This window comes from Ruegeria sp. BHSB058 (assembly GCF_059613285.1).
The window spans coordinates 13,869-35,187 of record NZ_JBXWSF010000005.1; the positions used below are offsets into that span (position 1 = coordinate 13,869).

At 60.7% G+C, this 21,319-nt stretch carries 22 protein-coding genes; 12 read left to right on the top strand and 10 right to left on the bottom strand.

Going from position 1 to position 21,319, the window contains the following annotated elements; all coding sequences use genetic code 11:
• Positions 1-92: 92 nt before the first annotated feature.
• A complete protein-coding gene (locus AC2FNB_RS02095) occupies positions 93-683 on the top strand; it encodes a uracil-DNA glycosylase family protein (protein WP_496744171.1) in 591 nt (196 codons plus the stop codon).
• The gene (locus AC2FNB_RS02100) at positions 676-1,464 is read left to right on the top strand and encodes an SseB family protein (RefSeq protein WP_496744172.1); all 789 of its coding nucleotides are present in this window, start codon (positions 676-678) and stop codon (positions 1,462-1,464) included. The genes AC2FNB_RS02095 and AC2FNB_RS02100 overlap by 8 nt, the downstream gene beginning before the upstream one ends.
• Positions 1,465-1,512: 48 nt before the next feature.
• On the opposite strand, the gene yghU is transcribed toward AC2FNB_RS02100, so the two are convergent.
• A complete protein-coding gene (yghU, locus tag AC2FNB_RS02105) occupies positions 1,513-2,391 on the bottom strand; it encodes a glutathione-dependent disulfide-bond oxidoreductase (RefSeq protein ID WP_480749453.1) in 879 nt (292 codons plus the stop codon).
• Positions 2,392-2,637: 246 nt separating this feature from the next.
• Between yghU and AC2FNB_RS02110 the strand changes: the two genes are divergently transcribed.
• Positions 2,638-3,153 (top strand): YHS domain-containing (seleno)protein, encoded by a 516-nt coding sequence (locus AC2FNB_RS02110; protein ID WP_496744174.1) that lies wholly within the window; start codon positions 2,638-2,640, stop codon positions 3,151-3,153.
• A gap of 259 nt (positions 3,154-3,412) precedes the next feature.
• Here the strand turns inward: AC2FNB_RS02110 and AC2FNB_RS02115 are convergent, their stop codons facing one another.
• Positions 3,413-3,988, bottom strand: coding sequence for a GcrA family cell cycle regulator (locus AC2FNB_RS02115; protein ID WP_480749451.1), 576 nt, complete (start codon positions 3,986-3,988; stop codon positions 3,413-3,415).
• A gap of 129 nt (positions 3,989-4,117) precedes the next feature.
• Between AC2FNB_RS02115 and AC2FNB_RS02120 the strand changes: the two genes are divergently transcribed.
• Positions 4,118-4,921: an ABC transporter permease gene (locus AC2FNB_RS02120; RefSeq protein ID WP_480749582.1), complete on the top strand. Its 804-nt coding sequence runs from the start codon at positions 4,118-4,120 to the stop codon at positions 4,919-4,921.
• Here AC2FNB_RS02120 and AC2FNB_RS02125 read toward each other — a convergent pair.
• The 3 genes from AC2FNB_RS02125 to AC2FNB_RS02135 form a co-directional block, all read right to left on the bottom strand.
• Entirely contained in the window at positions 4,918-6,159 is a 1,242-nt protein-coding gene (locus tag AC2FNB_RS02125) for an MFS transporter (RefSeq protein WP_496744176.1), read from the bottom strand. The two genes, AC2FNB_RS02120 and AC2FNB_RS02125, sit on opposite strands and share 4 nt — an antisense overlap.
• Positions 6,160-6,289: 130 nt before the next feature.
• Entirely contained in the window at positions 6,290-7,168 is an 879-nt protein-coding gene (locus AC2FNB_RS02130; protein WP_496744178.1) for a DMT family transporter, read from the bottom strand.
• Positions 7,169-7,220: 52 nt separating this feature from the next.
• A complete protein-coding gene (locus tag AC2FNB_RS02135; RefSeq protein WP_496744180.1) occupies positions 7,221-7,586 on the bottom strand; it encodes a MerR family transcriptional regulator in 366 nt (121 codons plus the stop codon).
• A gap of 74 nt (positions 7,587-7,660) precedes the next feature.
• On the opposite strand from AC2FNB_RS02135, the gene AC2FNB_RS02140 reads away from it, so the two are divergent.
• The 3 genes from AC2FNB_RS02140 to argF all read left to right on the top strand — a co-directional run bounded on the left by AC2FNB_RS02140 (position 7,661) and on the right by argF (position 10,354).
• Entirely contained in the window at positions 7,661-7,921 is a 261-nt protein-coding gene (locus AC2FNB_RS02140) for a zinc ribbon domain-containing protein (RefSeq protein ID WP_209598147.1), read from the top strand.
• Between the two features lie 242 nt (positions 7,922-8,163).
• Positions 8,164-9,351 carry an aspartate aminotransferase family protein gene (locus AC2FNB_RS02145; protein ID WP_480749447.1) on the top strand — a complete coding sequence of 396 codons (1,188 nt, stop codon included), beginning with the start codon at positions 8,164-8,166 and terminating at the stop codon, positions 9,349-9,351.
• A 76-nt stretch (positions 9,352-9,427) separates the two neighbouring features.
• Positions 9,428-10,354, top strand: a complete 927-nt coding sequence (argF, locus tag AC2FNB_RS02150) for an ornithine carbamoyltransferase (protein WP_496744182.1) — start codon at positions 9,428-9,430, stop codon at positions 10,352-10,354.
• Here the strand turns inward: argF and AC2FNB_RS02155 are convergent.
• Complete coding sequence (locus AC2FNB_RS02155; RefSeq protein ID WP_480749445.1) at positions 10,329-11,306, bottom strand: LysR family transcriptional regulator; 978 nt, start codon at positions 11,304-11,306, stop codon at positions 10,329-10,331. The genes argF and AC2FNB_RS02155 overlap by 26 nt on opposite strands.
• Before the next feature lie 103 nt (positions 11,307-11,409).
• On the opposite strand from AC2FNB_RS02155, the gene AC2FNB_RS02160 reads away from it, so the two are divergent.
• The 4 genes from AC2FNB_RS02160 (at position 11,410) to AC2FNB_RS02175 (ending at position 16,115) form a co-directional block, all read left to right on the top strand.
• The gene (locus AC2FNB_RS02160) at positions 11,410-12,387 is read left to right on the top strand and encodes a sterol desaturase family protein (RefSeq protein ID WP_496744184.1); all 978 of its coding nucleotides are present in this window, start codon (positions 11,410-11,412) and stop codon (positions 12,385-12,387) included.
• Positions 12,388-12,449: 62 nt separating this feature from the next.
• Positions 12,450-13,445 carry a 2-dehydropantoate 2-reductase gene (locus tag AC2FNB_RS02165; RefSeq protein WP_496744186.1) on the top strand — a complete coding sequence of 332 codons (996 nt, stop codon included), beginning with the start codon at positions 12,450-12,452 and terminating at the stop codon, positions 13,443-13,445.
• A gap of 217 nt (positions 13,446-13,662) precedes the next feature.
• Positions 13,663-14,664 carry a helix-turn-helix domain-containing protein gene (locus tag AC2FNB_RS02170; RefSeq protein ID WP_496744187.1) on the top strand — a complete coding sequence of 334 codons (1,002 nt, stop codon included), beginning with the start codon at positions 13,663-13,665 and terminating at the stop codon, positions 14,662-14,664.
• A gap of 122 nt (positions 14,665-14,786) precedes the next feature.
• The gene (locus tag AC2FNB_RS02175; RefSeq protein WP_496744188.1) at positions 14,787-16,115 is read left to right on the top strand and encodes a metal-dependent hydrolase family protein; all 1,329 of its coding nucleotides are present in this window, start codon (positions 14,787-14,789) and stop codon (positions 16,113-16,115) included.
• Positions 16,116-16,136: 21 nt separating this feature from the next.
• Here the strand turns inward: AC2FNB_RS02175 and AC2FNB_RS02180 are convergent, their stop codons facing one another.
• Entirely contained in the window at positions 16,137-17,615 is a 1,479-nt protein-coding gene (locus tag AC2FNB_RS02180; protein ID WP_480749440.1) for an inorganic phosphate transporter, read from the bottom strand.
• A 92-nt stretch (positions 17,616-17,707) separates the two neighbouring features.
• Positions 17,708-18,130, bottom strand: a complete 423-nt coding sequence (locus tag AC2FNB_RS02185; RefSeq protein ID WP_496744190.1) for an NUDIX hydrolase — start codon at positions 18,128-18,130, stop codon at positions 17,708-17,710.
• A 198-nt stretch (positions 18,131-18,328) separates the two neighbouring features.
• On the opposite strand from AC2FNB_RS02185, the gene gnd reads away from it, so the two are divergent.
• Positions 18,329-19,726 carry an NADP-dependent phosphogluconate dehydrogenase gene (gnd, locus tag AC2FNB_RS02190; RefSeq protein ID WP_496744192.1) on the top strand — a complete coding sequence of 466 codons (1,398 nt, stop codon included), beginning with the start codon at positions 18,329-18,331 and terminating at the stop codon, positions 19,724-19,726.
• Between the two features lie 95 nt (positions 19,727-19,821).
• On the opposite strand, the gene AC2FNB_RS02195 is transcribed toward gnd, so the two are convergent.
• A complete protein-coding gene (locus AC2FNB_RS02195; RefSeq protein ID WP_480749437.1) occupies positions 19,822-20,319 on the bottom strand; it encodes a GNAT family N-acetyltransferase in 498 nt (165 codons plus the stop codon).
• Between the two features lie 98 nt (positions 20,320-20,417).
• The gene (locus AC2FNB_RS02200) at positions 20,418-21,176 is read right to left on the bottom strand and encodes a hypothetical protein (RefSeq protein WP_496744194.1); all 759 of its coding nucleotides are present in this window, start codon (positions 21,174-21,176) and stop codon (positions 20,418-20,420) included.
• Positions 21,177-21,319 lie beyond the last annotated feature (143 nt).

Here is a 21,319-nt window from a genome sequence, read left to right on the forward strand (position 1 = left end):
TGCGTCCGGCCAATTGTGCGGTCGGGCATTGACCTGCCTCTAGCATTACGGGGCCAGACGGCACAAGTCGCCCCGATCGGGGAGACACTGCAATGACATCGACCGTGGCCCGGGAAATCAGCGCCTGTCGCCTGTGTGCCGACAAGTTCGCGGCAACGGCAACCGCGCATCTGCCGCGCCCGGTTGTCTGGTTCCGTCCCGGTGCGCGCATCCTGATCGCGGGGCAGGCTCCGGGCGCACGGGTCCATGCGTCGGGCCGCCCCTTCACCGATCCCTCTGGTGACCGGCTGCGCGACTGGCTTGGGCTGAACGAGGATATCTTTTACGACCTGTCCCGCGTTGCCGTGGTTCCGATGGCGTTCTGCTTTCCCGGGTACGATGCCCGCAATGCAGACCTGCCGCCACCGCCGATCTGTCGCCGCACCTGGCACGACCGTGTCATCGACGAGTTGGGAGAGATGCCTCTGACCGTTCTGGTTGGCGGCCACGCCCACAAATACCACCTGCGTGCCCGCGCCCCCGTCACCGAGACCGTTCGCAATTGGCGAGACCATGCGCCGCGGGTCTTTGCCTTGCCTCACCCGTCCTGGCGCAATACGGCATGGCTCAGGAAACACCCGTGGTTCGAGGCAGAGCTGCTGCCGGTGCTGCGCGCCCGGGTGCAGGAGGTTCTGAATGACTGAAACAACTGCCCTGGACGTCGCTCATGCGGCAATCGAGGCCACCCCCGACAGCGACGCCGCCCGTTTGCGCTTCTATGAAAGGTTGGCCGACAGCGAACTGTTTCTGATGCTGACCAAAGAGGCGCAGGGTGAAAACATCTCGCCCGAGCTTTTCGACGTGGCGGATGGCCGCTTCGTGCTGGCTTTCGACCGCGAGGACAGGCTGGCGCAATTCGCCGGGCGTCCCGCCCCCTATGCGGCATTGTCGGGACGGGTGCTGTCGTCGATGCTGGCGGGGCAGGGTATCGGTCTGGGTCTGAACCTCGAAGTTGCCCCATCCTCGATCCTGATCCCGGCCGAAGCGCTGGCGTGGCTCAGCGATGCGCTCGGCCACGAACCCGACGAGGTATCGGCGCGAATCACTCGGTTTCTCGCCCCGAAGGGCTTGCCGGATGTCCTGATCCAGGCGCTCGACGTCAAGCTTGCGACTGCGGCCGGGTTGGTCCAACGCGCGTATCTGGTCGGGACCGAAGACGAAACTGGCACCCGCGGGCACCTTCTGGCCTTTGTCGGTGCTGTAGATGGCGCGGAGGGGGCTTTGGCCAAGGCCGCCTCCGAGGCTTTGACCTTTTCCGGCATCGAGGCTGGGACAATGGATGTCGGGTTCTTCTCCGCCTCTGACAGCGCCGTTGAAAAGCTGGCGAAGACGGGATTGTGTTTTGATCTGCCTCAGCCCGAGACGCCGCAGCCTCTGCGCCCGACACCGGGCAGCGACCCGTCCAAGCCGCCGATCCTCAAGTGACGCCCGGCGCACCATCACAACATGGCGCTTCAAGCAGCAGTCGGGCGGTTATTCCGCCGCGTCCTCCAGCTTGTCCTGCGTGCGGGTTTCGAAATCCGACGCCGCGTGCCGCTCGCGCAACTGGAACTTCGGCTCGCCTGATGTCTTGTTGACCATGCGGCCCCGGCTCACCGCCGGGCGGGCGTCGATCTGCCTGGACCAGCGCATCACGTTCTCATAGCTTTCCGCATCCAGAAATTCGGCCGCGCCATAGTTTCGGCCCAGCACCAGTTGTCCGTACCAGGGCCAGATCGCCATGTCCGCAATCGAATAGTCTTCACCAGCGATATAGGTCTTGTTCGCCAACTCCCGATCCAGCACATCCAACTGCCGTTTGACCTCCATGGCAAAGCGGTTGATCGGATATTCCCATTTCTCCGGCGCGTAGGCGTAGAAATGACCAAAGCCGCCGCCCAGATAGGGCGCGCTGCCCATCTGCCAGAACAGCCAGTTCATCACCTCGGTGCGCGCCGGGCCGCTTGCAGGCAGGAAAGCCCCGAACTTTTCGGCCAGATGAAACAGGATCGAACCGCTCTCGAATACCCGCACCGGTTCATCCCCGGACCGGTCGACGAGCGCAGGGATCTTTGAATTCGGATTGATCTCGACAAAGCCCGAACTGAACTGGTCGCCGTCCCCGATCTGGATCAGCCACGCATCGTACTCGGCGCCTTCGTGCCCCTGCTCCAGAAGCTCTTCAAGCATGACCGTCACCTTCACCCCGTTCGGCGTGGCCAGCGAGTAAAGCTGTATCGGATGTTTGCCTACCGGCAGGTCCTGGTCATGGGTCGCGCCGGCTATGGGACGGTTGATATTGGCGAATTGCCCGCCGTTTTCCCGGTCCCACACCCAGATCTTCGGGGGAGTATAGCTGGTTAGATCGCTCATTCTGCGCCTCTTCGAGTTGTTCGTGCCACCGGGTGCCTCTTGCTCAGTTAATATTTCATTTTTCTATGTCTACCCCCAGAGGTGGAATAAAAAAGCTGTAACATATCCCGATTTCAGCTCACGAAACTTCTTTGCCCGTCACAGAGCCGCGAGGCCCTCTTCGTTCCCGGCCCGAAATGCATATTGTCCTCGCAGATCAACCGACGCCGCCACACGGCGCATTGGAAAACCGAAAGGACCGATTTGATGAAACGTCTTCTTGCTGCGCTGGCCGCCACGGCCGCCTTTGCCATTCCTGCCTATGCCGGCCCGCAATATGTTGACGGAACCGGCTACGCCGCGTCCGGCTATGATGTCGTCGCCTATCGCGATCTGTCGCAATCGGCCGTCGGTCAGGCGCAGCCCGAAGGCGTCAAGGGCAACGCCGCCTTCACCGCCGAATACAACGGCGCCACCTGGGCATTCGTCTCCGAGGAGAATCGCGAAAAGTTTCTTTCAAATCCAGAACATTTCGCGCCGCAATACGACGGCCATTGCGCCTATGGCGTGTCGCGCGGCGGCAAGGTTCCGGGCAACCCGAACCTGTGGCGCATCGTGGATGACAAGCTTTATCTCAACATCACCAAGAACGTTGTCGGTTTCTGGGAAGAGGATATCCCCGGCAACATCAATCTGGCTCAGGGGAACTGGCCGGGCATCGAGCCCGATGCCGCATCGACCAACGTGATCCCGAATTTCACCTCCAGCGCTCCGACCAAGTAAATCGGCTGAATGTGAGTAACGAGTGTACGCCCGGGCGTACTGCCCGGGCTTTTTATGTCTGCAACTCAGTCAGGCTGCGTCTGTTTCATTCTAGTCCCAAATACCCCGGGGGTGAATTGCCCGCAGGGCAAGAGGGGCAGCGCCCCTGATTTCCCCAAAAGGGGCGCGACGCGTTCAAGCAACCTTCCTGTTCAGTAATGCCCTGCAACAAAACCACGCCGAAAACCGGAGTAGTTCATTGTCTGGTTGTGGAAAGGTTTCAGCGCCGCCGGTCGCGGCGGGCGCTCATTGGCTGAAAGGCCACGCCCACATGCGCCTCGCAATAGGGTTTTCCCTGTTCCACAGGCAGGCCGCAGAACCAGAAATCCTCGGTCGCCGGATCGCCGACGGGCCATTTGCAAGTCCGCTCGGTCAATTCCATCAGTGTCAGCTTCTTGGCCTTTTTCTCGATCTCGTTGACCTTGGCCAGTGCTTCGGGGCTGATTTCATTGGCCGAAGGTTGCGGCGGCAGCGGTTGGCCCGCCGGGATGATCTGGCGGCGCGGCGGTGTGGCCGGTTTGGTCTCGACCGCAGGCGCCGGGGCTGGGCGCGCCGGTTCGGTCTTGGGGGCGGGTTTCGGTTTTGCTTCGGCTTTCGGGGCGGGGGTCGGTTTTTCCTTGGGTTCCGGTTTGGCCGCAGCTGCGCCCGTAGTGCGGTTCGACAGGCCCAGACGATGCACCTTGCCGATTACCGCGTTGCGGGTGACCCCACCTAATTCCTTGGCGATCTGGCTGGCCGACTGGCCTTCGCCCCACATTTTCTTGAGCAGCTCTACACGCTCGTCAGTCCAGGACATGGGTTGCCTTTCAAAAGCGGGAAAGCGGCCCCCTTGATCGCGGCCGCCTTCGGAATTCGTCATAGGCCCCTATTCTAATCACTGTGCGCCGAGTTACAAGCTGTCTTCGAATCGGATGAGGGGCGGATGATGCAGAATTTCGTCGATCGGGGCGCACCACGCTTTGGCCGCTGCAACTGGATGGGTCTCTATACGCTGGCGCAGCGCGAAGTGCAGCGATTTCTCGCGGTTTGGACCCAGACCTTGCTGGCGCCACTGGTGACCGCCGGGCTGTTCCTGCTGATCTTCAACATCGCAATCGGGCCCGGGCGCCCCGATGTGATGGGAGTGCCATTCCTGACCTTCCTGGCTCCAGGCATCATGATGATGACGGTGATCCAGAACGCCTTTGCCAACACCTCGTCGTCAATGGTGATAGCCAAGGTGCAGGGCAATATCGTCGACACGCTGATGCCGCCGCTCTCGCCGCTGGAAATTCTGCTGGGCTATCTTGCCGGGGGCGTTGCCCGCGGCGTCCTGATTGCGCTGGCCGTCAGCATCGCATTGGCGCTGGTGCTGGGAATGATTCCGTACCATCCGCTCGTCGCCCTTGCCTTTGTCATCCTCGGCGGCGCCTTCATGGGTGCACTTGGCCTATTTGCCGGGATCTTTGCCAACAAGTTCGACCAGATGGCGGCGATCACCAACTTCATCGTTACGCCGCTGGCCTTCTTGTCCGGCACCTTCTACTCGGTCGAAGCGCTGCCGCCGGTACTGAACCGGCTGTCCCATGCCAATCCGGTTTTTTACCTTATTGACGGGCTGCGCTTCGGGATGATCGGCGTTTCCGACAGCTCTCCTTTTGTGGGTCTGGTGATCTGCACGCTGGCGACTGTCGCGGTTTGTTGCGTGACATGGCAGATGATCAGAACCGGATACCGGCTCAAATCCTAGGCGGTTTCCGGCTCGGCCAGCGTACCCGGCAGCAACGCTATGCGCGGTCGTCCAAGCCTGGGATGCAGGCGCGCCGCGACCTGCCAGGCGCCGAACAGCGCAAGACCACCGGCGGCAAAAACGCCCGCAACCGGTGCTACCAGCAAGACCACCGAGGCAACGCCAGGTGTCAGAATGCCCGAGACATCGCGATAACTGGAATAGATCGCCGACATCTCGGTGCGCTCGGACGGTTTGACTGCCAGCAGGAATGGCAGTCCGGCACAGATATCCAGCACGATCAACCAGACCGAGCCGAGGACCAAACTGGCTACCGACACGACGGGCCAGCCCGACAACACGCCCGCCCCGGCGAAACAGGCCGCGCAGGCCAGAAACCCGATACGGACCGCGCTGCGCAGCGACCGCCCCTGCACCCAGCGCAGGATCAGCGGCGCTGCAAACAGCATGGCGTTGGTCAGCGACAACAGGATGCCGCCCAGCTGCTCACCTAACCCGTTTTCGATGGCAAAGATTGGCAGATAGACCACATAAATCCACCAGCCGCAGGACCGAATCATGGCAAACATGTACCCGGCAACCAGCCGCGGCTGCGCGAAAAAGCGCGGCAGAAAGGCCAGTGGATTTCGTGCCGGACCGCGCGCTTTTGCGATCAGCTTGCCGTTGCCCAGCCTCAGCCACCAAAACACCGCCAGCATCAGGATCGCTGCCGTACCGCTTATGACAAACGGGGCAGGTGGCCAGACCTCCATCAATAGCACCCCGGCCATCGGCCCGGCTGTCCAGCCCAAAGCGCTATAGAACATTCGGCTCGTTTCGCATCTTCCCAGCTCGATCCGATCGATATAGTCCAGCACATAGGCGTTGAAGCAGATGAAGGTGACAACTGCGGCCACCGTATTGCAGGCCAGCGCCGCCATGACGGTTTCAGGCGTGCCCTGAATGGCAAGACCGGCCCCGGTGACATAGAGTAGCGTACCGCCCGTATAGGCCCAGCGGCGCGGGATGAAACGGATGGCAAAAGGTACCATCAGACCTGCGGACAGCGAGGCGATGCCAACCAGGAAATACAGAAACGAGACCTGTGCCGCATCCTGCAGCGCCCGGTACAGCACCAGGGGAAAGACCGAGATCAGAATGCCGCGCACAACCGCTTCGAGACCGGCAAGGATGCCGAAATCGCGAACGGATGGGGCAGGAGCGTGGCGAACCCACTCGGGAATGCGTCTTTCGTGCATGCGGCAATCTTTCTAACCAACAAGCGCCAAAATTGCCGGATTGCACCATTGCTTCATCAACAATTGCGACATGGGCGTCGCGCATGGACCCGGATTTCGGGAATTTTACTGGGTTGCGTGGAACATAAGCTTAGCGGCGTCTCGCTTCTCGCCAGACCAGGATAAGCGCGCTTGTCAGGATGATCGCGGCCCCCGTGACCGTGACCAGATCGGGAACGACAGAAAAGGCAGCAAAGTCATAACACGCAGCAAAGATCAGCGTGGCATAGCTGATCGGCGCCACGAAAGAGGCATCGGCACGCGCCATACCATTGACGAAACAGAATTGCGCACAAGCCATCAAAACGCCAACGCCCGCCAGCGCCGCCCATTGGGCGGGCGTGGGTTCGTGCCAGACGAATAGCACGGCCACCGACGCAATGGTCAGGCCCATCGCGTTGTTGATCAGCAGAACCTGCAAGGCGATCTCGCGCCCCGCCAGCTTTTTGATGAAAATCAGCTCCATTCCAATCACTGCCGCTGCCGTCAGCGCTAGCAGAGCCGCAGGCTGAAAACTCGCCGGCGTAGGGCGCAGCAGAACCAGTGCCCCGATAAGCGCGACACCTGCCGCCAGCCAGCGCCACGGGCCAACCCGCTCGCCCAAAAGTGGGATTGCCAGCACCATGCCGAATACCGGGTTGAGAAAGGAAATCGCGGTGGCGTCCGCCATCGGAATATAGGCGACCGAAGCAAACATCAGCGTCACACCGGCCCAGCCGAAACTCGTCCGGCCCAGATGCAGCCTCCAATGGGGCCGCGTCAGGTGTGGGCGGAACGCCGCCACCGCCATAACGATAACCAGAAAAGCGAACAGAAACCGCCCGTGACTGATCTGCATCGCGTGCAAGGGAGGCCCGAGTGTATCCGTCCCCAAGGCCTTGGCCAACAGCGTCGTCGCCGCGATAAAGGCGGTCGCGACAAAGATCAGCCCTGCGGCCAAAGCAGGATTTTGCGCCTTCGGGGTGAACATGGGCGAAAGCGGTGCGCCAAAAAAGGGGCCTTGGCAAGACGCAATTCAGCGCTCAGCGCAAAACCGGTGGGGCCGCCAGCGCCGCCTTGGCTTGTTTGAGGCTGTCCAAAAAACGCTCCGCCCGCACAATCCGCGCTTCGACCTCGTCAATCCGGTCCTGCAGAAACGCCTCGCCGTCAAAGCTGTCGGGATCGGCGGCTTCCAACTGCCCCAGCAACATGACCAGTTCCGCAATGCTGATGCCTGCCGCCTGTGCATCGGCAACTTGCTCCAGGGTGATCAGCGCGTCTTCGGGATAGTCGCGATAGCTGTTGGTGTTGTCCGGCCCCGGATCTGACCGGATCAGCCCTTGGCGTTCATAAAACCTCAGCGTGTCGCGGCTCAGCCCGCTGCGCCGCGCAAGTTCCCCGATCCGCATGTTTCAAAACCGTTGACTTAACTCCATGGTTTTGATCCTATGTCAGACAGTCATTATCTGCAAGGACAAGCACCATGGGTCCCAAATGCCAAAGTTGCGGCATGCCGCTGTCAAAAGATCCCCAGGGCGGCGGGTCCGAAGCTGACGGCGGGCGAAGCACGCGTTACTGCTCGCTGTGTTACGAAAACGGTGCGTTCCGCCATCCCGACGCATCGCTGGAAGAGTTTCAGTCTCATTGCGTCGATGCCCTTGTCGCCAAAGGCATGCCCCGCATCCTTGCCTGGGCTTTCACTCGCGGCATGGGCAAGCTCGACCGCTGGCGCTCGGCGGGATGATCCGGCGGCAATTTTGACCCTGCGGCAATAATAGGGTTTTCAGGCTGTCTTTTCACGTCTATAGAGCGGCCATGATCAAACGCGCACATATCCAGCTGCTCCGACGCCGACGCCTCTCTGCGTAATCGGCCTGTTTGATCCCATGTGCCTGCCAAATTGGCACAAATCTCACCAAATCTGTTGACGAACCGGGCCTTCGTGTATCACTCACGAGGCTCAAACGACCCGAAAAGGATGATCCAATGATCCCGTCCGTTCTGCCGACCTATAACCGCGCGCCCTTGTCATTTGTAAAGGGCGAAGGCGCCTGGCTGACCGAGGCGGATGGCCGACGTTTTCTGGACCTCGGCGCAGGGATCGCGGTGAACGCGCTGGGCCACGCCCATCCGGCGCTGGTGGCCGCCCTGACGGAACAGGCCCATGCGCTGTGGCATGTCTCGAACCTCTACAACATCCCGCAACAGCAGGCACTGGCAGACAAGCTGGTCGAACACACCTTTGCGGATACGGTATTCTTTACGAATTCCGGTACCGAAGCCTGTGAACTGGCCGTGAAAATGGCCCGCAAGTATTTCTATGACAAAGACCAGCCCGAACGGGTTGAGATCATCACCTTCGATGGTTCCTTCCATGGCCGGTCGTCGGCGGGCATCGCAGCGGCCGGGTCCGAGAAGATGACCAAAGGCTTTGGCCCGCTTTTGCCGGGCTTTGTCCACGTCACCTTTGGCGATCTCGACGGTGTCACCGACGCCATCACGGAAAATACCGCAGCCATCCTGATCGAACCGATTCAGGGCGAGGGTGGCATCCGCCCCGTACCCGATGCCGAACTCAAGGCCCTGCGTGCCATTTGCGACGAACACGGTCTGCTGCTGATCCTGGACGAGGTGCAATGCGGCGTCGGTCGGACCGGCAGGCTCTTCGCCCATGAATGGGCCGGGATCACCCCGGATATCATGATGGTCGCCAAAGGCATCGGCGGTGGTTTCCCCCTCGGCGCTGTGCTGGCAACCGAAGATGCGGCGTCCGGTATGACCGCAGGCACGCATGGCTCCACCTATGGCGGCAACCCGCTGGGCTGCGCCGTGGGCTGTGCGGTGATCGATCAGGTCGCCACACCCGCCTTTCTCGAAGGTGTCAACCGCAAGGCCGGCCTGTTGCGCCAGAAACTCGAAGGCCTGGTCGCCGATCACCCCGAGGTCTTCGAAGAGGTGCGCGGATCGGGCCTGATGCTCGGCCTGAAATGCAAGGCGCCAAATATAGATGTGGTCAATGCGGGCTATGACAATCTGGTCATCACCGTCCCCGCCGCCGACAACGTCATCCGCCTGCTGCCGCCCCTGACCCTGACCGAGGATGATATCGCCCAGGCCATGATCCGCCTCGAAAAGGCCGCCAATCAGATCGAAACACAGCTCGCAACTGCCTGAGCTTCATCTTTTCCCAAATACTCCGGGGGTGTGGGGGCAAGGCCCCCACCGCCCGACCAGCCAAAAGCGAAGCGATATGAACCATTTTCTCGACATCCACAAAACCGATGCCACCGCGTTGCGGTCCATGATCGATCAGGCGGGCGCGATGAAACAGGCGCGTCTGGGCCGTCCCAAGGCCGCCCCTGATGACGAACAGCCGCTAAAAGACCGCATGGTCGCGCTGATCTTCGAAAAGCCCTCCACCCGGACGCGCGTGTCCTTTGACGTTGGCGTGCGCCAGATGGGCGGCCAGACCATGGTGCTGTCAGGTAAGGACATGCAGCTGGGTCACGGCGAAACCATTGCCGATACGGCCCGTGTGCTGTCGCGCTATGTCGACATGATCATGATCCGCACCTTTGATGAGACCATCCTGACCGAGATGGCCGAATATTCCGACGTGCCCGTCATCAACGGCCTGACCGATCGCACCCATCCCTGCCAGATCATGGCCGATGTTTTGACGTTCGAGGAACACCGCGGCCCCATCGCGGGCAAGAAAGTGGTCTGGACCGGCGATGGCAACAATGTCTGCGCCTCGTTCCTGCACGCCGCCGGTCAATTCGGCTTCGATCTGACCTTCAGCGGCCCGGCCCAGCTTGACCCTGAAGAAGAGTTCATGGGTTTTGCCCGCCAGAAGGGTTCCAGAGTCGTCATCGAACGGGACCCGCACAAAGCGGTCGAGGGCGCTGATCTGGTGGTTGCCGACACCTGGGTTTCGATGCATGACAGTCAATCCGCCAAGGAACGTCGTCACAACATGCTGCGCCCTTATCAGGTCAACGCGGAACTCATGTCACATGCCAAACCTGACGCGCTGTTCATGCACTGCCTGCCCGCACATCGTGAGGAAGAAGCAACCTCCGAGGTCATGGACGGGCCGAACTCGGTCATCTTCGATGAGGCCGAGAATCGCCTGCACGCGCAAAAGGCCATCATGCGCTGGTGTCTGGAGCAGTGATCGGGGATTGCCCGGCCGTCGCGCCGGGCATAACCAATGCCTGCGCCTCCGGCCCTGCGAACCAGTCGTGCAGCGCCGTCTCTATTACCTGAACCACCTTGCGCGGAGGACCTTCGGCCCTCCCCGAAACCAGATGCAAACCGGGCAGACCGCCGCCCAGCGGTCGCGCAACCAGCGGATCCCCTGCATAGCTCAGCATCGTTTTGGGGCGCATGTTCAATACGGCGATACCCAACCCGGCCCCGACCAGCGCCCGCACCATTTCCAGCGTGCTGGCCGTGGCAGCGATGTGCGGCTCTATCCCGGCCCGCCGTAGCAAACCACGCACATAAGGGCCTGCAAGCGGCAGATCCAACACCACCATCGGCTGTCCCGTCAAAGCTTGCGGATCGATCTCTGCGTCTGCGGCCAGGGCATGGCCCTCGGGCAGCAGCACGTAGGGCGGCAAATCCAGCAGCGGACGCGTTTCCACACCGGCCAGCAACTCGTCTCCGGCAAAGATGCTGATATCCAGCCTGCCCTCCAGCAAACCGGTTTGCGCGGTGATGTTGTCGCATTCACGCAAATCAAGCGTGATATTCGGGTGCCTTGCCAGCAGTGGGTTCAGAATGGCTGGCAGAAACGCGGGCGCGGTGGGGGCATAATAACCGATATGCAATTTGCCCTGTAGCGCATGACCCAACGCGTACCCTTCGTGCATGACGTCGCCATAGCTCTCAATCAGCCCACGCACCCGCGCAGCCAGCGCCTGACCAGCCGGGGTTGGCGCTATGCCCCGGGCCCGTGCGCGCCGGACCAGCGTTGTGCCGAACTCGGCCTCAACCCGGTCCAGCGCAGCGGCAACTGCCGATGGTGCCAGATTCAATACCTCTGCCGCGCCGGCGATTGATCCGGTTTCGACCGCAACCATGAAAGACCGCAGCATGCGCAACGACAGGCGCAATTCATCCATATCCAGGCCCAATTCGATTTTTCTGTTCTTATTCTCCAATATTTTCTGTTTTTCATGGGAAGTCAAAGCTGTCACGGTGTGCTGCATCCGTACGGAGCCTCCGATGACCAAACCGCAGTTGCCCGGATGGGCTCACATTCCGGAAACGCCAATTCTGGTTTCTCCATTCTTTTCATGGCCGCCTGACCCGCGCCGCATGGTGCGCTGGGTTACCGCGCGGTGGCTTGGCGTCGCCGAGAACGTGATCGTGCTGGCGCTGGCCATGATCAGCTGGATCTGGCTGACGCCTTCGCTTGACCGTATGGTCACCCTGTCACCGGATTGGATTGCGCTCATCTGGCTGCGCAACATCGGGCTGATGCTGCTGGTTGCTGGCGGGCTGCACCTGTTCTTCTTCGGTCGCAAACTGCAGGGTGACCGCCTGAAATTCGACCCGCGCCCGCTGTCGGACAAGGGGCGGCAGTTCAGCTTTTCCAATCAGATACATGACAACATGTTCTGGAGCCTGACTAGCGGTGTCGGCTGCTGGACGCTCTGGGAAGTGGCAATATTGCATGGCATGGCGCGCGGCTGGCTGCCGGTGTTCATGCCGTCAGACCACCCCTTTCTCTTCGTGTTGATCCTGCTGCTGACACCGGTCTGGATTTCGTTCCACTTCTACTGGATTCATAGGGTGTTGCATTGGGGGCCGCTCTATCGGCTGGCGCATGCTCTGCATCATCGCAACGTCAATGTTGGTCCGTGGTCCGGTCTGTCCATGCACCCTGTCGAGGCACTATTCTTTTTCTCCTCCGTTGTGATCCACCTGATCGTACCGTCGCACCCCATGCACGTCCTGTTCCACCTGTTCCATCAGGGCCTGACGGCAGCCAGTTCGCATACCGGTTTCGAAAGCCTGTTGGTGCGCGATCGCAAAACTTTGGCGCTGGGTACCTTCCACCACCAGATGCACCACCGCTACTTTGAGGTGAACTATGGCAATCTGGAAATGCCATGGGACCTCTGGTTCGGCACCTTCCATGATGGTACACCCGAAGCCCACACCCGCCTAAAAGACCGCCGCCAGCGCCGCTCGCAATAGCCCCGTTGCCTTGGCGCCGGATTCACCCAATGATAGCGCCGGGGAAAGGGGGACACGGGGGCATGCACATAACCATCGCGGGCGCGGGCAGCATCGGCTGTTTTTGCGGCGGATTGCTGGCGGCAAGTGGCCATGACGTCACGCTGCTGGGCCGTTCGCGCATTCTCGACCGGATCGAAGAGCACGGTCTCACGGTCACCGATTTCTCGGGACTCAAGCTGACCGTCCCGGTCGACCGTCTTACCCTGACGACGGATCCCGCCTGCATGGCGCTGGCCGATGCCGTTATCGTCACCGTGAAAAGCGGCGCAACCCAAGAGATGGCGGACCTGATCGGCCAATACGCGCTGGCCATCACCCCGGTGCTGTCCTTCCAGAACGGTCTTGCAAATGCCCGGATGCTCCGCGCGCATTTGCCCAAACGGGATATCCGCCCCGCGATGGTGCCGTTCAACGTGGTCCCCACCGGCCCGGCGACCTGGCATCGGGCGACATCGGGCGATATCATGATAAAGGGCGGTCCGGGCGATTTGGCCTGGAAGTTGTCGGTGCCATACCTGCCGATTGTCGAGACCACTCGGATCGAAGCGGTGCAATGGGGCAAGCTGGTGATCAACCTCAACAACGCGCTCAACGCCCTGTCCGGGCTGACCCTGCGCGAACAGTTGCTGGACCGGGAGTGGCGGCGGCTGATGGCCGACCAGATGGCCGAGGCGCTGGGCGTGCTGAAAGCCGCCCGCATCGAGGTGGCTTCGCACACGCCGGTGCCTGCCTGGATGGTGCCTCATATCCTGCGCCTGCCCACGCCGGTCTTTACCCGGATCGCCGCGCAGATGCTGACCATCGACCCCAGCGCGCGCACGTCGATGGCATATGACCTCAAGGCGGGGCGCCCAACCGAAATCGACAGCCTGCAGGGCGAGATCATCCGGCTGGGCGAAGTGCATTCCGTCCCGACCCCGATCTGCAACAGGGTCGCCACGCTGATCCGCGACGCCTCACGATCGGGCAACCGCAACCCCGGTCTCGACTCTGCGTGGATTGCGGCGGTGAATTGAAATCCAGCACTCAAATGCCTTGGCATTTCGGTTATAGGTGTGGGTGATCTGGGTGTCCTATGGGCCGTCGGTTCGTCCCGTGCCAAAATACTGGCAAATACGGACATCTTAATGCAAAATTGGTCGATCCGGCCTGCCAATCGTGCCGTACGACAAGGTCGGCTGCGATCAGACAACGACGAAGTATGCCTTTTTCGTATTCAGAGTTGCGTTTACGATGATTATGCAATCGACACGGTCCGCAAGGATTCTTCCCCATATTCGGGCATTGTCCCGGGCCGGGTTGAATGTCGAACACGCCTTCGCCCGAAACGGTTTGCCGACACTCGCGCTTGAGCGTCCCGACGTCAGATTGTATTCACCACGTACTTACCGAGTTCTGCACGATCTCGGAAGGCGTGAGGGATTCGCAAACCTGGGTTTTTACGCCTCGTCCGAACAAAAGTTCGAAGCTTTCGAAGACCCCTTCAAAAGCTGGGTCGCCGGGGCGCTATCCGTCTGGCAGGCGCTGTTGCGTTTTTTTGTCGCCCTGAACATCGTCAACCCCACCAGATGCGGCGCAATTCAGATCCGGAACCAGACAGCGGTCGTCATCATAACGGTGGCGGATTCGCGGCCAAATTCGACGTGGTTGAACTATTCGGACTGGAACTGCGTGTGGATCATCGTTCAGATCATGCGCAGTGTACTTGGCCCGGATTTCGCGCCTGACTCCGTGGCCGTGATGTCAACGTGGGCCAGCCCTGCGGAAATCGACAGACTATTGCCGGGAACCCGGGTGTCATGCGGTTGTCCTCAACTCGAGGTCAGGTTTCCCGGGGCGCTCCTTTCGCGCAGATTTGCTGCAGTCACCTCGACCCCACCGGGTCCGGGGCATTTGTATGAGACGGCGAAATCGCAGCCGTCGCGAACATTGGGCGAAGTGCTGAGGCCCTATCTTCTCGACGGGCAAGTCCAAAACTTGGCAGAGTTTTCGGCAATTCTCGAAGTCAGTCCGCGCACCCTGCAACGCAAGCTCAAGGGAAACGGCCTGACGTTTTCGGCATTGTTGACGCAGGAAAGAACCCGGTTGGCGATGCATATGTTGCGCGACCGCAGCCTGTCGCTGGCCGAGATCAGTACGGCCTTGGGCTACTCAGAACAATCAAGCTTTACCCGTGCATTCAGCAGGACAATGGGTATCGCCCCGGGCGCATGGCAAGGCCTCTACACGCATTGACTTGTCGGAATGGTTTGCCACTTCAGGTGGCGCGAAATGTCAATACAAATACCAGCCAACGTAGCACAGTGAACGAAACGTCTCGTTTGATGGCGCAAATTCTCTACCAACAGGAGATGCTAATGAAATGCTTGGTTCTTTCAGTTATTGCAGCAGCGACCGCATCGCTGGCATCCGCGCAAGAGGATGCCGGACAAGTTCTTTTCACGAATGTACATGTGTTTGACGGGGTCAGCGACACCAGGATTGAAAATGCCAACGTGCTTGTCGAAGGAAACCTGATCAGAAAGTTTTCGACCGAGGCAATCGATGCCGCCGGGGCCACGGTGATCGACGGCGGGGGGCGCACGCTGATGCCGGGCTTGTCCGATACACATACCCACATTGCCTTCGGCTCGCTCAGCCAGGTGAATTTCCTGGTTGGCCTCGAAGGCTACAACTACATTCACTCGACCATCGACGCCGAAGCTATGCTGATGCGCGGCTTCACCTCGATCCGGGACATGGGCGGAAACACATTCGGGCTGAAAAAAGCCATCGACGAGGGGCTGGTTCCGGGGCCGCAGATTTATCCGGCCGGTGGTGCGATCAGCCAAACTGCCGGACACGGCGATTTCCGCTTTCCAAATCAGGCGAACCCCAGCTTTGGCGGCGATCTGGCAGCCCCCTACAAGCAGGGTCACGGCTTCCTGGTCGATGGGGTGCCTGCAGTACTTGCGGCGGTGCGCGAGAACCTGAAATTTGGGGCTTCGCACATCAAGGTGATGGCCGGTGGCGGTTACAGCTCGCCGGCGGACCCTCTGTTGGGTAACCAGTTCACGTTTGAGGAAATCAAGGCCGCTGTCGATACAGCTGCCGATTGGGGCACCTATGTCACCGTACACGCCTATCACCCCAGCGCCATCGAGCGGGCGATCAACGCAGGTGTCAAGGATGTCGGCCACGGCCAGCTTCTGACCAAGGAAATCTTGCAGCGCATGGCGGAAGAGGGCGTGTTCCTCAGCACCCAGCCCTTTACCGTCTGCAACGAACCGCAGTTGGACGATTTCTCGAACGCCAAGCTGGCTCAGGTCTGCGAGGGTACCGCCAATGTTTATCAATGGGCCAAGGAAATTCCGAACCTCAAGGTGACCTACGGTACCGATTTGTTCTTTGTCCCTGCCGAAATGTTCGAGGAGCAGGCAAAAATGATGGAACGCCTTCTACCCTGGTACAAGCCGGTGGAAATTCTGCGCATGGCGACCAGCACGGCCGGGGAACTGTTCGCCTTCAGCGGCGATATGCGCAATCCCTATCAGGAAGGGACCCTGGGCACAGTCGCCGAAGGTGGATATGCCGATCTACTGCTTGTGGATGGCAACCCACTCGAGGACCTGAGCGCGGTGACGAACCACGAGAACCTCAGGATCATCATGAAAGACGGAGTGATCCACAAGAACACGCTGAACTGAACTGCCAACAGACGACTCAGATCAAACCAGCGTGTTCAGGATCAGGAAGATCACCGCCGACATGAGTGCGGCGGCAGGCACAGTGATCACCCAAGCGGCAACGATGGTCATGAAATGCGACCGCCGCACCAGCTTGCGGCGCTGGCGTTCTTCACGCGCCAGACGCAACTCGGCCGGTGTCTGGCTGGCCGAGTTCCGCCGCCGGCGATCGGAATGCCATTCGCGATAGAATCCTACGCCAAAGACACCGCCCACCGCGATATGGGTGGAACTGACCGGCAGGCCCAGCCAGCTTGCGACAATTACCGTGATGGCGGCGGACAATGCCACGCAATAGGCGCGCATCGGGTTCAGCTTGGTGATCTGGCTGCCAACCATGCGGATCAGCTTGGGGCCGAACAGGAACAGGCCGAACGAGATGCCGAACGCCCCGATCACCATCACCCAGCTCGGGATCGATACCTTGGCGGAAAAGCTGCCGAACTCGGTCGCGTGCACGATGGCCGCCAGCGGACCGACCGCATTGGCGACGTCATTGGCACCATGGGCAAAGCTCAACAGCGCCGCCGAAATGACCAACGGTAGGCCGAACAGCGTCTTGACCGACTTGGTGCGGTTCTCCATGCCCTCGGATTTGCGCCGCACCAGCGGCACGGTGATGGCCCAGGACGCTACCGCGGCGACAAGACCGATCAGCAGGGCGTATTCCAGATCGATCTTGACGATCTTTTTCAGTCCCTTGACCGCAAGGTAAGAGGAGAAAGCGCCCGCCATGACAGCCACTAGGATCGGGACCCAGCGGCGCGCGGCGGCGATCTTGTCGTCCTGATACTGGATCTTGTGCTTGATAAGCGCCAGAAACAGTGCCGCGATCGCACCGCCCAGCACTGGCGAGATCACCCAGCTTGCCGCAATCGTGCCCATCGTCGACCAGCTGACCGCCGACAGGCCCGCCGCTGCGACGCCGGCCCCCATCACGCCGCCCACGACCGAATGCGTGGTCGATACCGGTGCACCAACCCATGTGGCCAGGTTCACCCACAGGGCCGAGGATATCAGCGCCGCCATCATCGCCCAGATAAAGACCTGGGTATCCTCGACCGATGCCGGATCGATAATGCCCTTGGAAATGGTCGACACCACGTCACCGCCCGCCAGCAAGGCGCCCGCGCTTTCGGCGATTGCTGCAATGGCGATGGCCCCGCCCATGGTCAGGGCATTGGCGCCCACCGCAGGCCCCATGTTGTTGGCCACGTCATTTGCGCCGATGTTGATGGCCATATAGGCCCCGAACGCCGCCGCCGCGATGACAATGACGTTGCCACTGACACCGCCAAAAAAAACTGACGCCACCAGACCTGCAAGCACGATGAAGGCCAGCGATATGCCCGGTGCAACCAGCGGACGCGAGACATAGCTCGTGGCCGCCTCCACACGCGAGATGCGCTTGAGGTCCTTATCGAGGGATTTCCAGCGGGTTGGTGTCGGTGAATCGGTCATGATCTTTCGGCAGCAGGTGTCACGTCGCGCCCGCGACTAGTCGCTTGCCCCCCGACTCGCAAGAGAAACGTCAAAAAACCTTCGTGAATGCGCTACAATTGACGCAGAATGGCCTGCAGTTCGGGTTCGTTCACCCGGTTGGCAGCATCTGCCGGAGACATCCATTTCCGCTTGCGCTCATGCGCCTCGGGGTAATCGTCTGACAGGCTGTCGACCAGCAACCGGTAGACGCTGGTCCGGACGGTCTGCGACGACCCGTCATCCAGCACCTTGTCATAGGAATACCGTCCCACCGGGTCTTGCCAGACATTCGCCTTGCGCACGCCGGCCTCTTCCCACGCCTCGCGAAGTGCGCTTTCCGGCCCGTCCAGCCCGTCGATGGGCCAGCCCTTGGGCACGATCCAGCGGCCCGATCCCCGGCTGGTGATCAGCAGAACCTCGTCGCCGCGCTTGGTGGGCCGCGTGCACAGCGCCGCAACCTGCACCCCGTCAGGGCGCCGGACCAGAGGTCGCACAACCTCTTCCCAAGCTTTCCGTAACCGTTTGTTCATCGGACCGATTTCGTGTTCGCGCTGATAAATCGATGCCGCTTTAAATAAAGGTTTCGCGGTCGGATTCAACGGGAGGCGCAGAATTTATTCACAACCGTCACCGGGTTGCGCCGGTTTCCGCCATATCGCATTCTGCGCCGGTCAAACAGCACGGGGACAGGCATGGGCAAGGCAAGGATCGGGGTCTACGGTCTGGGAACGATGGGCAGCGCATTGGCCCTGAACTTTGCCGAAAATGGCATCCCCATCTGCGTCACAAATCGCGAGGTGGACTGGATCGATCCATTCGTGACCCGGGCCGGGCCATTGGCCGACAGGATCAGCACGGCCCCAACCCTGGCAAAGTTTGTCGCGCAGCTCGAAACCCCGCGCCTGATTCTGCTGATGATCCCGTCGGGCGCGCCGGTTGATGCCATGATCGATGCTATCCGCCCGCTTCTGTCGCCCGGCGATACCCTGATCGATGCTGGCAACGCCGATTTCAACGACAGCCGCCGCCGCTCGGCAGAGTTTGCGGGAACGGGGCTGCACTTCGTCGGCATGGGCGTTTCCGGCGGAGAAGAGGGCGCGCGCCACGGCCCTTCGATGATGGTGGGCGGCTCGGATCACAGCTGGCACCACCTGCGACCGTTGCTGGAACCGATTGCCGCCAAGTTCGACGGAGATCCTTGCGTCGCGCATCTTGGCCCTGACGGCGCGGGGCATTTCGTCAAGACTGTGCACAACGGCATCGAATATGCCGACATGCAGATGATTGCAGAAATCTACGGCCTCCTGCGCGATGGGGCAGGGTGGGAGGCACCGCGCATCGGCGCGCTGTTCCGGCGTTGGGAAACCGGCCCGCTTGCCTCGTTCCTGGTCGAGGCCACCGCCCGCGTCCTGCTAGCCACCGATCCGCTCTCGGGCCGACCGATGGTCGACATGATCCGCGATCGGGCCGGCCAGAAGGGCACCGGGCGCTGGACCGTGATCGAGGCGCTGAAACTGGGCCAGTCCGCCTCGGTTATCGAGGCCGCCGTCGGCGCCCGCGCTTGGTCGTCCGCCAAACCCGCCCGGCTGGCCGCCGCCGCGCAGTTGCCGCCCGCAGATTGCACAGTGTCGACTCCCCATCCAGATTTGCTGACGCAGGCTCTTTTTGCAGGCCGCCTTCTGGCACATCTTCAGGGCTTCGACATCCTTCGCGCCGCCTCGGCCGAATACGGCTGGTCGCTGGATCTTGCCCGCATCGCCGAGATCTGGCGCGCGGGCTGCATAATCCGCTCATCCCTGCTCGACGACCTCGCCCCGGCCCTGCGTGAAAGGCCCGAACGCCCAGCCTTCCTCGCCCCGGCCGTACCGGACCTTCTCGCCCCCGCGTTGCAAGGCCTCCGGGCTATCGTGGCGCAGTCAATCACCTCGGGCCTGCCGGTTCCCGCGCTCTCCTCCGCGCTCGGCTGGTACGACAGCATCCGCCAGGCCACCGGCACCGCCAACCTGATCCAGGCACAACGCGATTTCTTCGGCCATCACGGGTTCGAGCGCACCGATCGCCCGGGGGAAACGCATGGCGAGTGGGGATAGGCGGGATAAACTGAAGAGTTCAGCACCGTCGAAAGAAAGTCTACCCCAAGCCGCTCCGGTCAGGTTGCAGAGATCGACCCGATCAGATCACAACCCTAACCGATGCCCAACTCAAAGTAATCGTAGCCTTCGGGCGGATTGACGTCCCAGGGCGCAACCATCCTGAACCCCAGCCGTTCATACAGGCGTCGGGCTGGCAATTGACGCTCCCCGGTTGTTAGCCTGACGTTGAGATATCCTTGTTCTCTGGCCAGCTTGATCACCGCCTCGCAAAGGGCATGTGCAACGCCGCTTTTTCTGAAAGCAGGAGCAACGAACATCGATTTCAGCTCACAGTTTTCACCATCCATTCGATAGGTCGCCACCGTTCCCGCCGGTTTGCTGCCCAAATAAGCAACAAGGACATTTCCTTGCGGCGGAAGGTACACAGCCGGAAGTTGTGGTGAGCGCTGAAAAAACCACGACCCCCGGTAGTACTCTTCGATGGTTTCCAGGTCGTCGTGGTAGAGAACTTTGTTCGCTTCATACAAACCTCGCATGAGACTTGCCGCGTGGTTGATCTCAGCCTGCGATCGTGCTTCGCAAATGTTCATAACTTTCTACTCCCGCACATGTGGGGCAAGTCGATCTTAACACCGGTTCTGCTATGATGCACACGACGATGAGAGTTTCCTTTGCTCCGCCAGCAGGCTCAGGGCCCAAAACGCTCGGTGAATTTCACCGGCAATATCCAGGTAGCGAGGATTTCTTCGTCCCCATCCAAAAGCGGCAACAGATCCGGGATCGAATTTTCCAGATCAACGGACGTGACACTGTTAGGGTGGTTCAGCCCCTGTATCATATAGGAAATCTGCTTGATCCGAAAACCGACCGGGTCTCCTTCCGGGGCATCCGGATCAACCACCTTCCCTTGCTGCGTCGAATATCGCGGTGCCAGCCCCGAGTATGACATTTCTAGCCTGAGCGTCCCGCTTTCGGCGTCGATTTCCCAATGGTCGGTGACCGCAGCATGACCACGACTTTCAGTAACCCGCGATACCGAACGGCGCATGTTGACCATGCTAACGCGGGTGGTCGAACTTGGGGTCAGATCGTCGGTGGCAAACCGGCCCGCGTTGAAGATACGCCACTTGACCGCTTCGTTGCGACCCCATGTAAACAGCCGCATGTTGAGATAGCCGGTATCCCGCCGCGGCTTTCCTTCGGGATTCAGATCGGAATGCGTTTCACCCAGGATAATCAGCAGGTTGGCCCCCGCCCAAGCGCCTTTTGTCCAGGGGGCCAGCGTCCAGCCCTCAGGCAACAAACTCTGAGCCGCCTCGGAACTAACCTTCAAATACAGAAAGACTTCCTCGGAAATCGTGGACCCCAGCGGTGTTTCTGCCCGCGATTGAGACGGTAACGCGCTCAGAAGCAGGACCAGAAAGATAACGAAACGCCTGACTAACATTGTGCACCTCCTGAAGGAAGCAGCGCCAAGTCAATCCAGAGTACATGCTTTGTGGCCGCAAAACAAACGGCGCACTCTAAAACGTTGAGCGGCCGGTTGGTTTCTTTGGCGTTACCGGCCTTTCGCGCAATTTTCGTGTTATG

Coding starts and splice junctions, on each gene's coding strand:
- AC2FNB_RS02095 (WP_496744171.1), top strand. CDS start 93: ATGACATCGACCGTGGCCCGGGAAATCAGCGCCTGTCGCCTGTGTGCC.
- AC2FNB_RS02100 (WP_496744172.1), top strand. CDS start 676: ATGACTGAAACAACTGCCCTGGACGTCGCTCATGCGGCAATCGAGGCC.
- yghU (WP_480749453.1), bottom strand. CDS start 2,391: ATGAGCGATCTAACCAGCTATACTCCCCCGAAGATCTGGGTGTGGGAC.
- AC2FNB_RS02110 (WP_496744174.1), top strand. CDS start 2,638: ATGAAACGTCTTCTTGCTGCGCTGGCCGCCACGGCCGCCTTTGCCATT.
- AC2FNB_RS02115 (WP_480749451.1), bottom strand. CDS start 3,988: ATGTCCTGGACTGACGAGCGTGTAGAGCTGCTCAAGAAAATGTGGGGC.
- AC2FNB_RS02120 (WP_480749582.1), top strand. CDS start 4,118: ATGCAGAATTTCGTCGATCGGGGCGCACCACGCTTTGGCCGCTGCAAC.
- AC2FNB_RS02125 (WP_496744176.1), bottom strand. CDS start 6,159: ATGCACGAAAGACGCATTCCCGAGTGGGTTCGCCACGCTCCTGCCCCA.
- AC2FNB_RS02130 (WP_496744178.1), bottom strand. CDS start 7,168: ATGTTCACCCCGAAGGCGCAAAATCCTGCTTTGGCCGCAGGGCTGATC.
- AC2FNB_RS02135 (WP_496744180.1), bottom strand. CDS start 7,586: ATGCGGATCGGGGAACTTGCGCGGCGCAGCGGGCTGAGCCGCGACACG.
- AC2FNB_RS02140 (WP_209598147.1), top strand. CDS start 7,661: ATGGGTCCCAAATGCCAAAGTTGCGGCATGCCGCTGTCAAAAGATCCC.
- AC2FNB_RS02145 (WP_480749447.1), top strand. CDS start 8,164: ATGATCCCGTCCGTTCTGCCGACCTATAACCGCGCGCCCTTGTCATTT.
- argF (WP_496744182.1), top strand. CDS start 9,428: ATGAACCATTTTCTCGACATCCACAAAACCGATGCCACCGCGTTGCGG.
- AC2FNB_RS02155 (WP_480749445.1), bottom strand. CDS start 11,306: ATGGATGAATTGCGCCTGTCGTTGCGCATGCTGCGGTCTTTCATGGTT.
- AC2FNB_RS02160 (WP_496744184.1), top strand. CDS start 11,410: ATGACCAAACCGCAGTTGCCCGGATGGGCTCACATTCCGGAAACGCCA.
- AC2FNB_RS02165 (WP_496744186.1), top strand. CDS start 12,450: ATGCACATAACCATCGCGGGCGCGGGCAGCATCGGCTGTTTTTGCGGC.
- AC2FNB_RS02170 (WP_496744187.1), top strand. CDS start 13,663: ATGATTATGCAATCGACACGGTCCGCAAGGATTCTTCCCCATATTCGG.
- AC2FNB_RS02175 (WP_496744188.1), top strand. CDS start 14,787: ATGAAATGCTTGGTTCTTTCAGTTATTGCAGCAGCGACCGCATCGCTG.
- AC2FNB_RS02180 (WP_480749440.1), bottom strand. CDS start 17,615: ATGACCGATTCACCGACACCAACCCGCTGGAAATCCCTCGATAAGGAC.
- gnd (WP_496744192.1), top strand. CDS start 18,329: ATGGGCAAGGCAAGGATCGGGGTCTACGGTCTGGGAACGATGGGCAGC.
- AC2FNB_RS02195 (WP_480749437.1), bottom strand. CDS start 20,319: ATGAACATTTGCGAAGCACGATCGCAGGCTGAGATCAACCACGCGGCA.
- AC2FNB_RS02200 (WP_496744194.1), bottom strand. CDS start 21,176: ATGTTAGTCAGGCGTTTCGTTATCTTTCTGGTCCTGCTTCTGAGCGCG.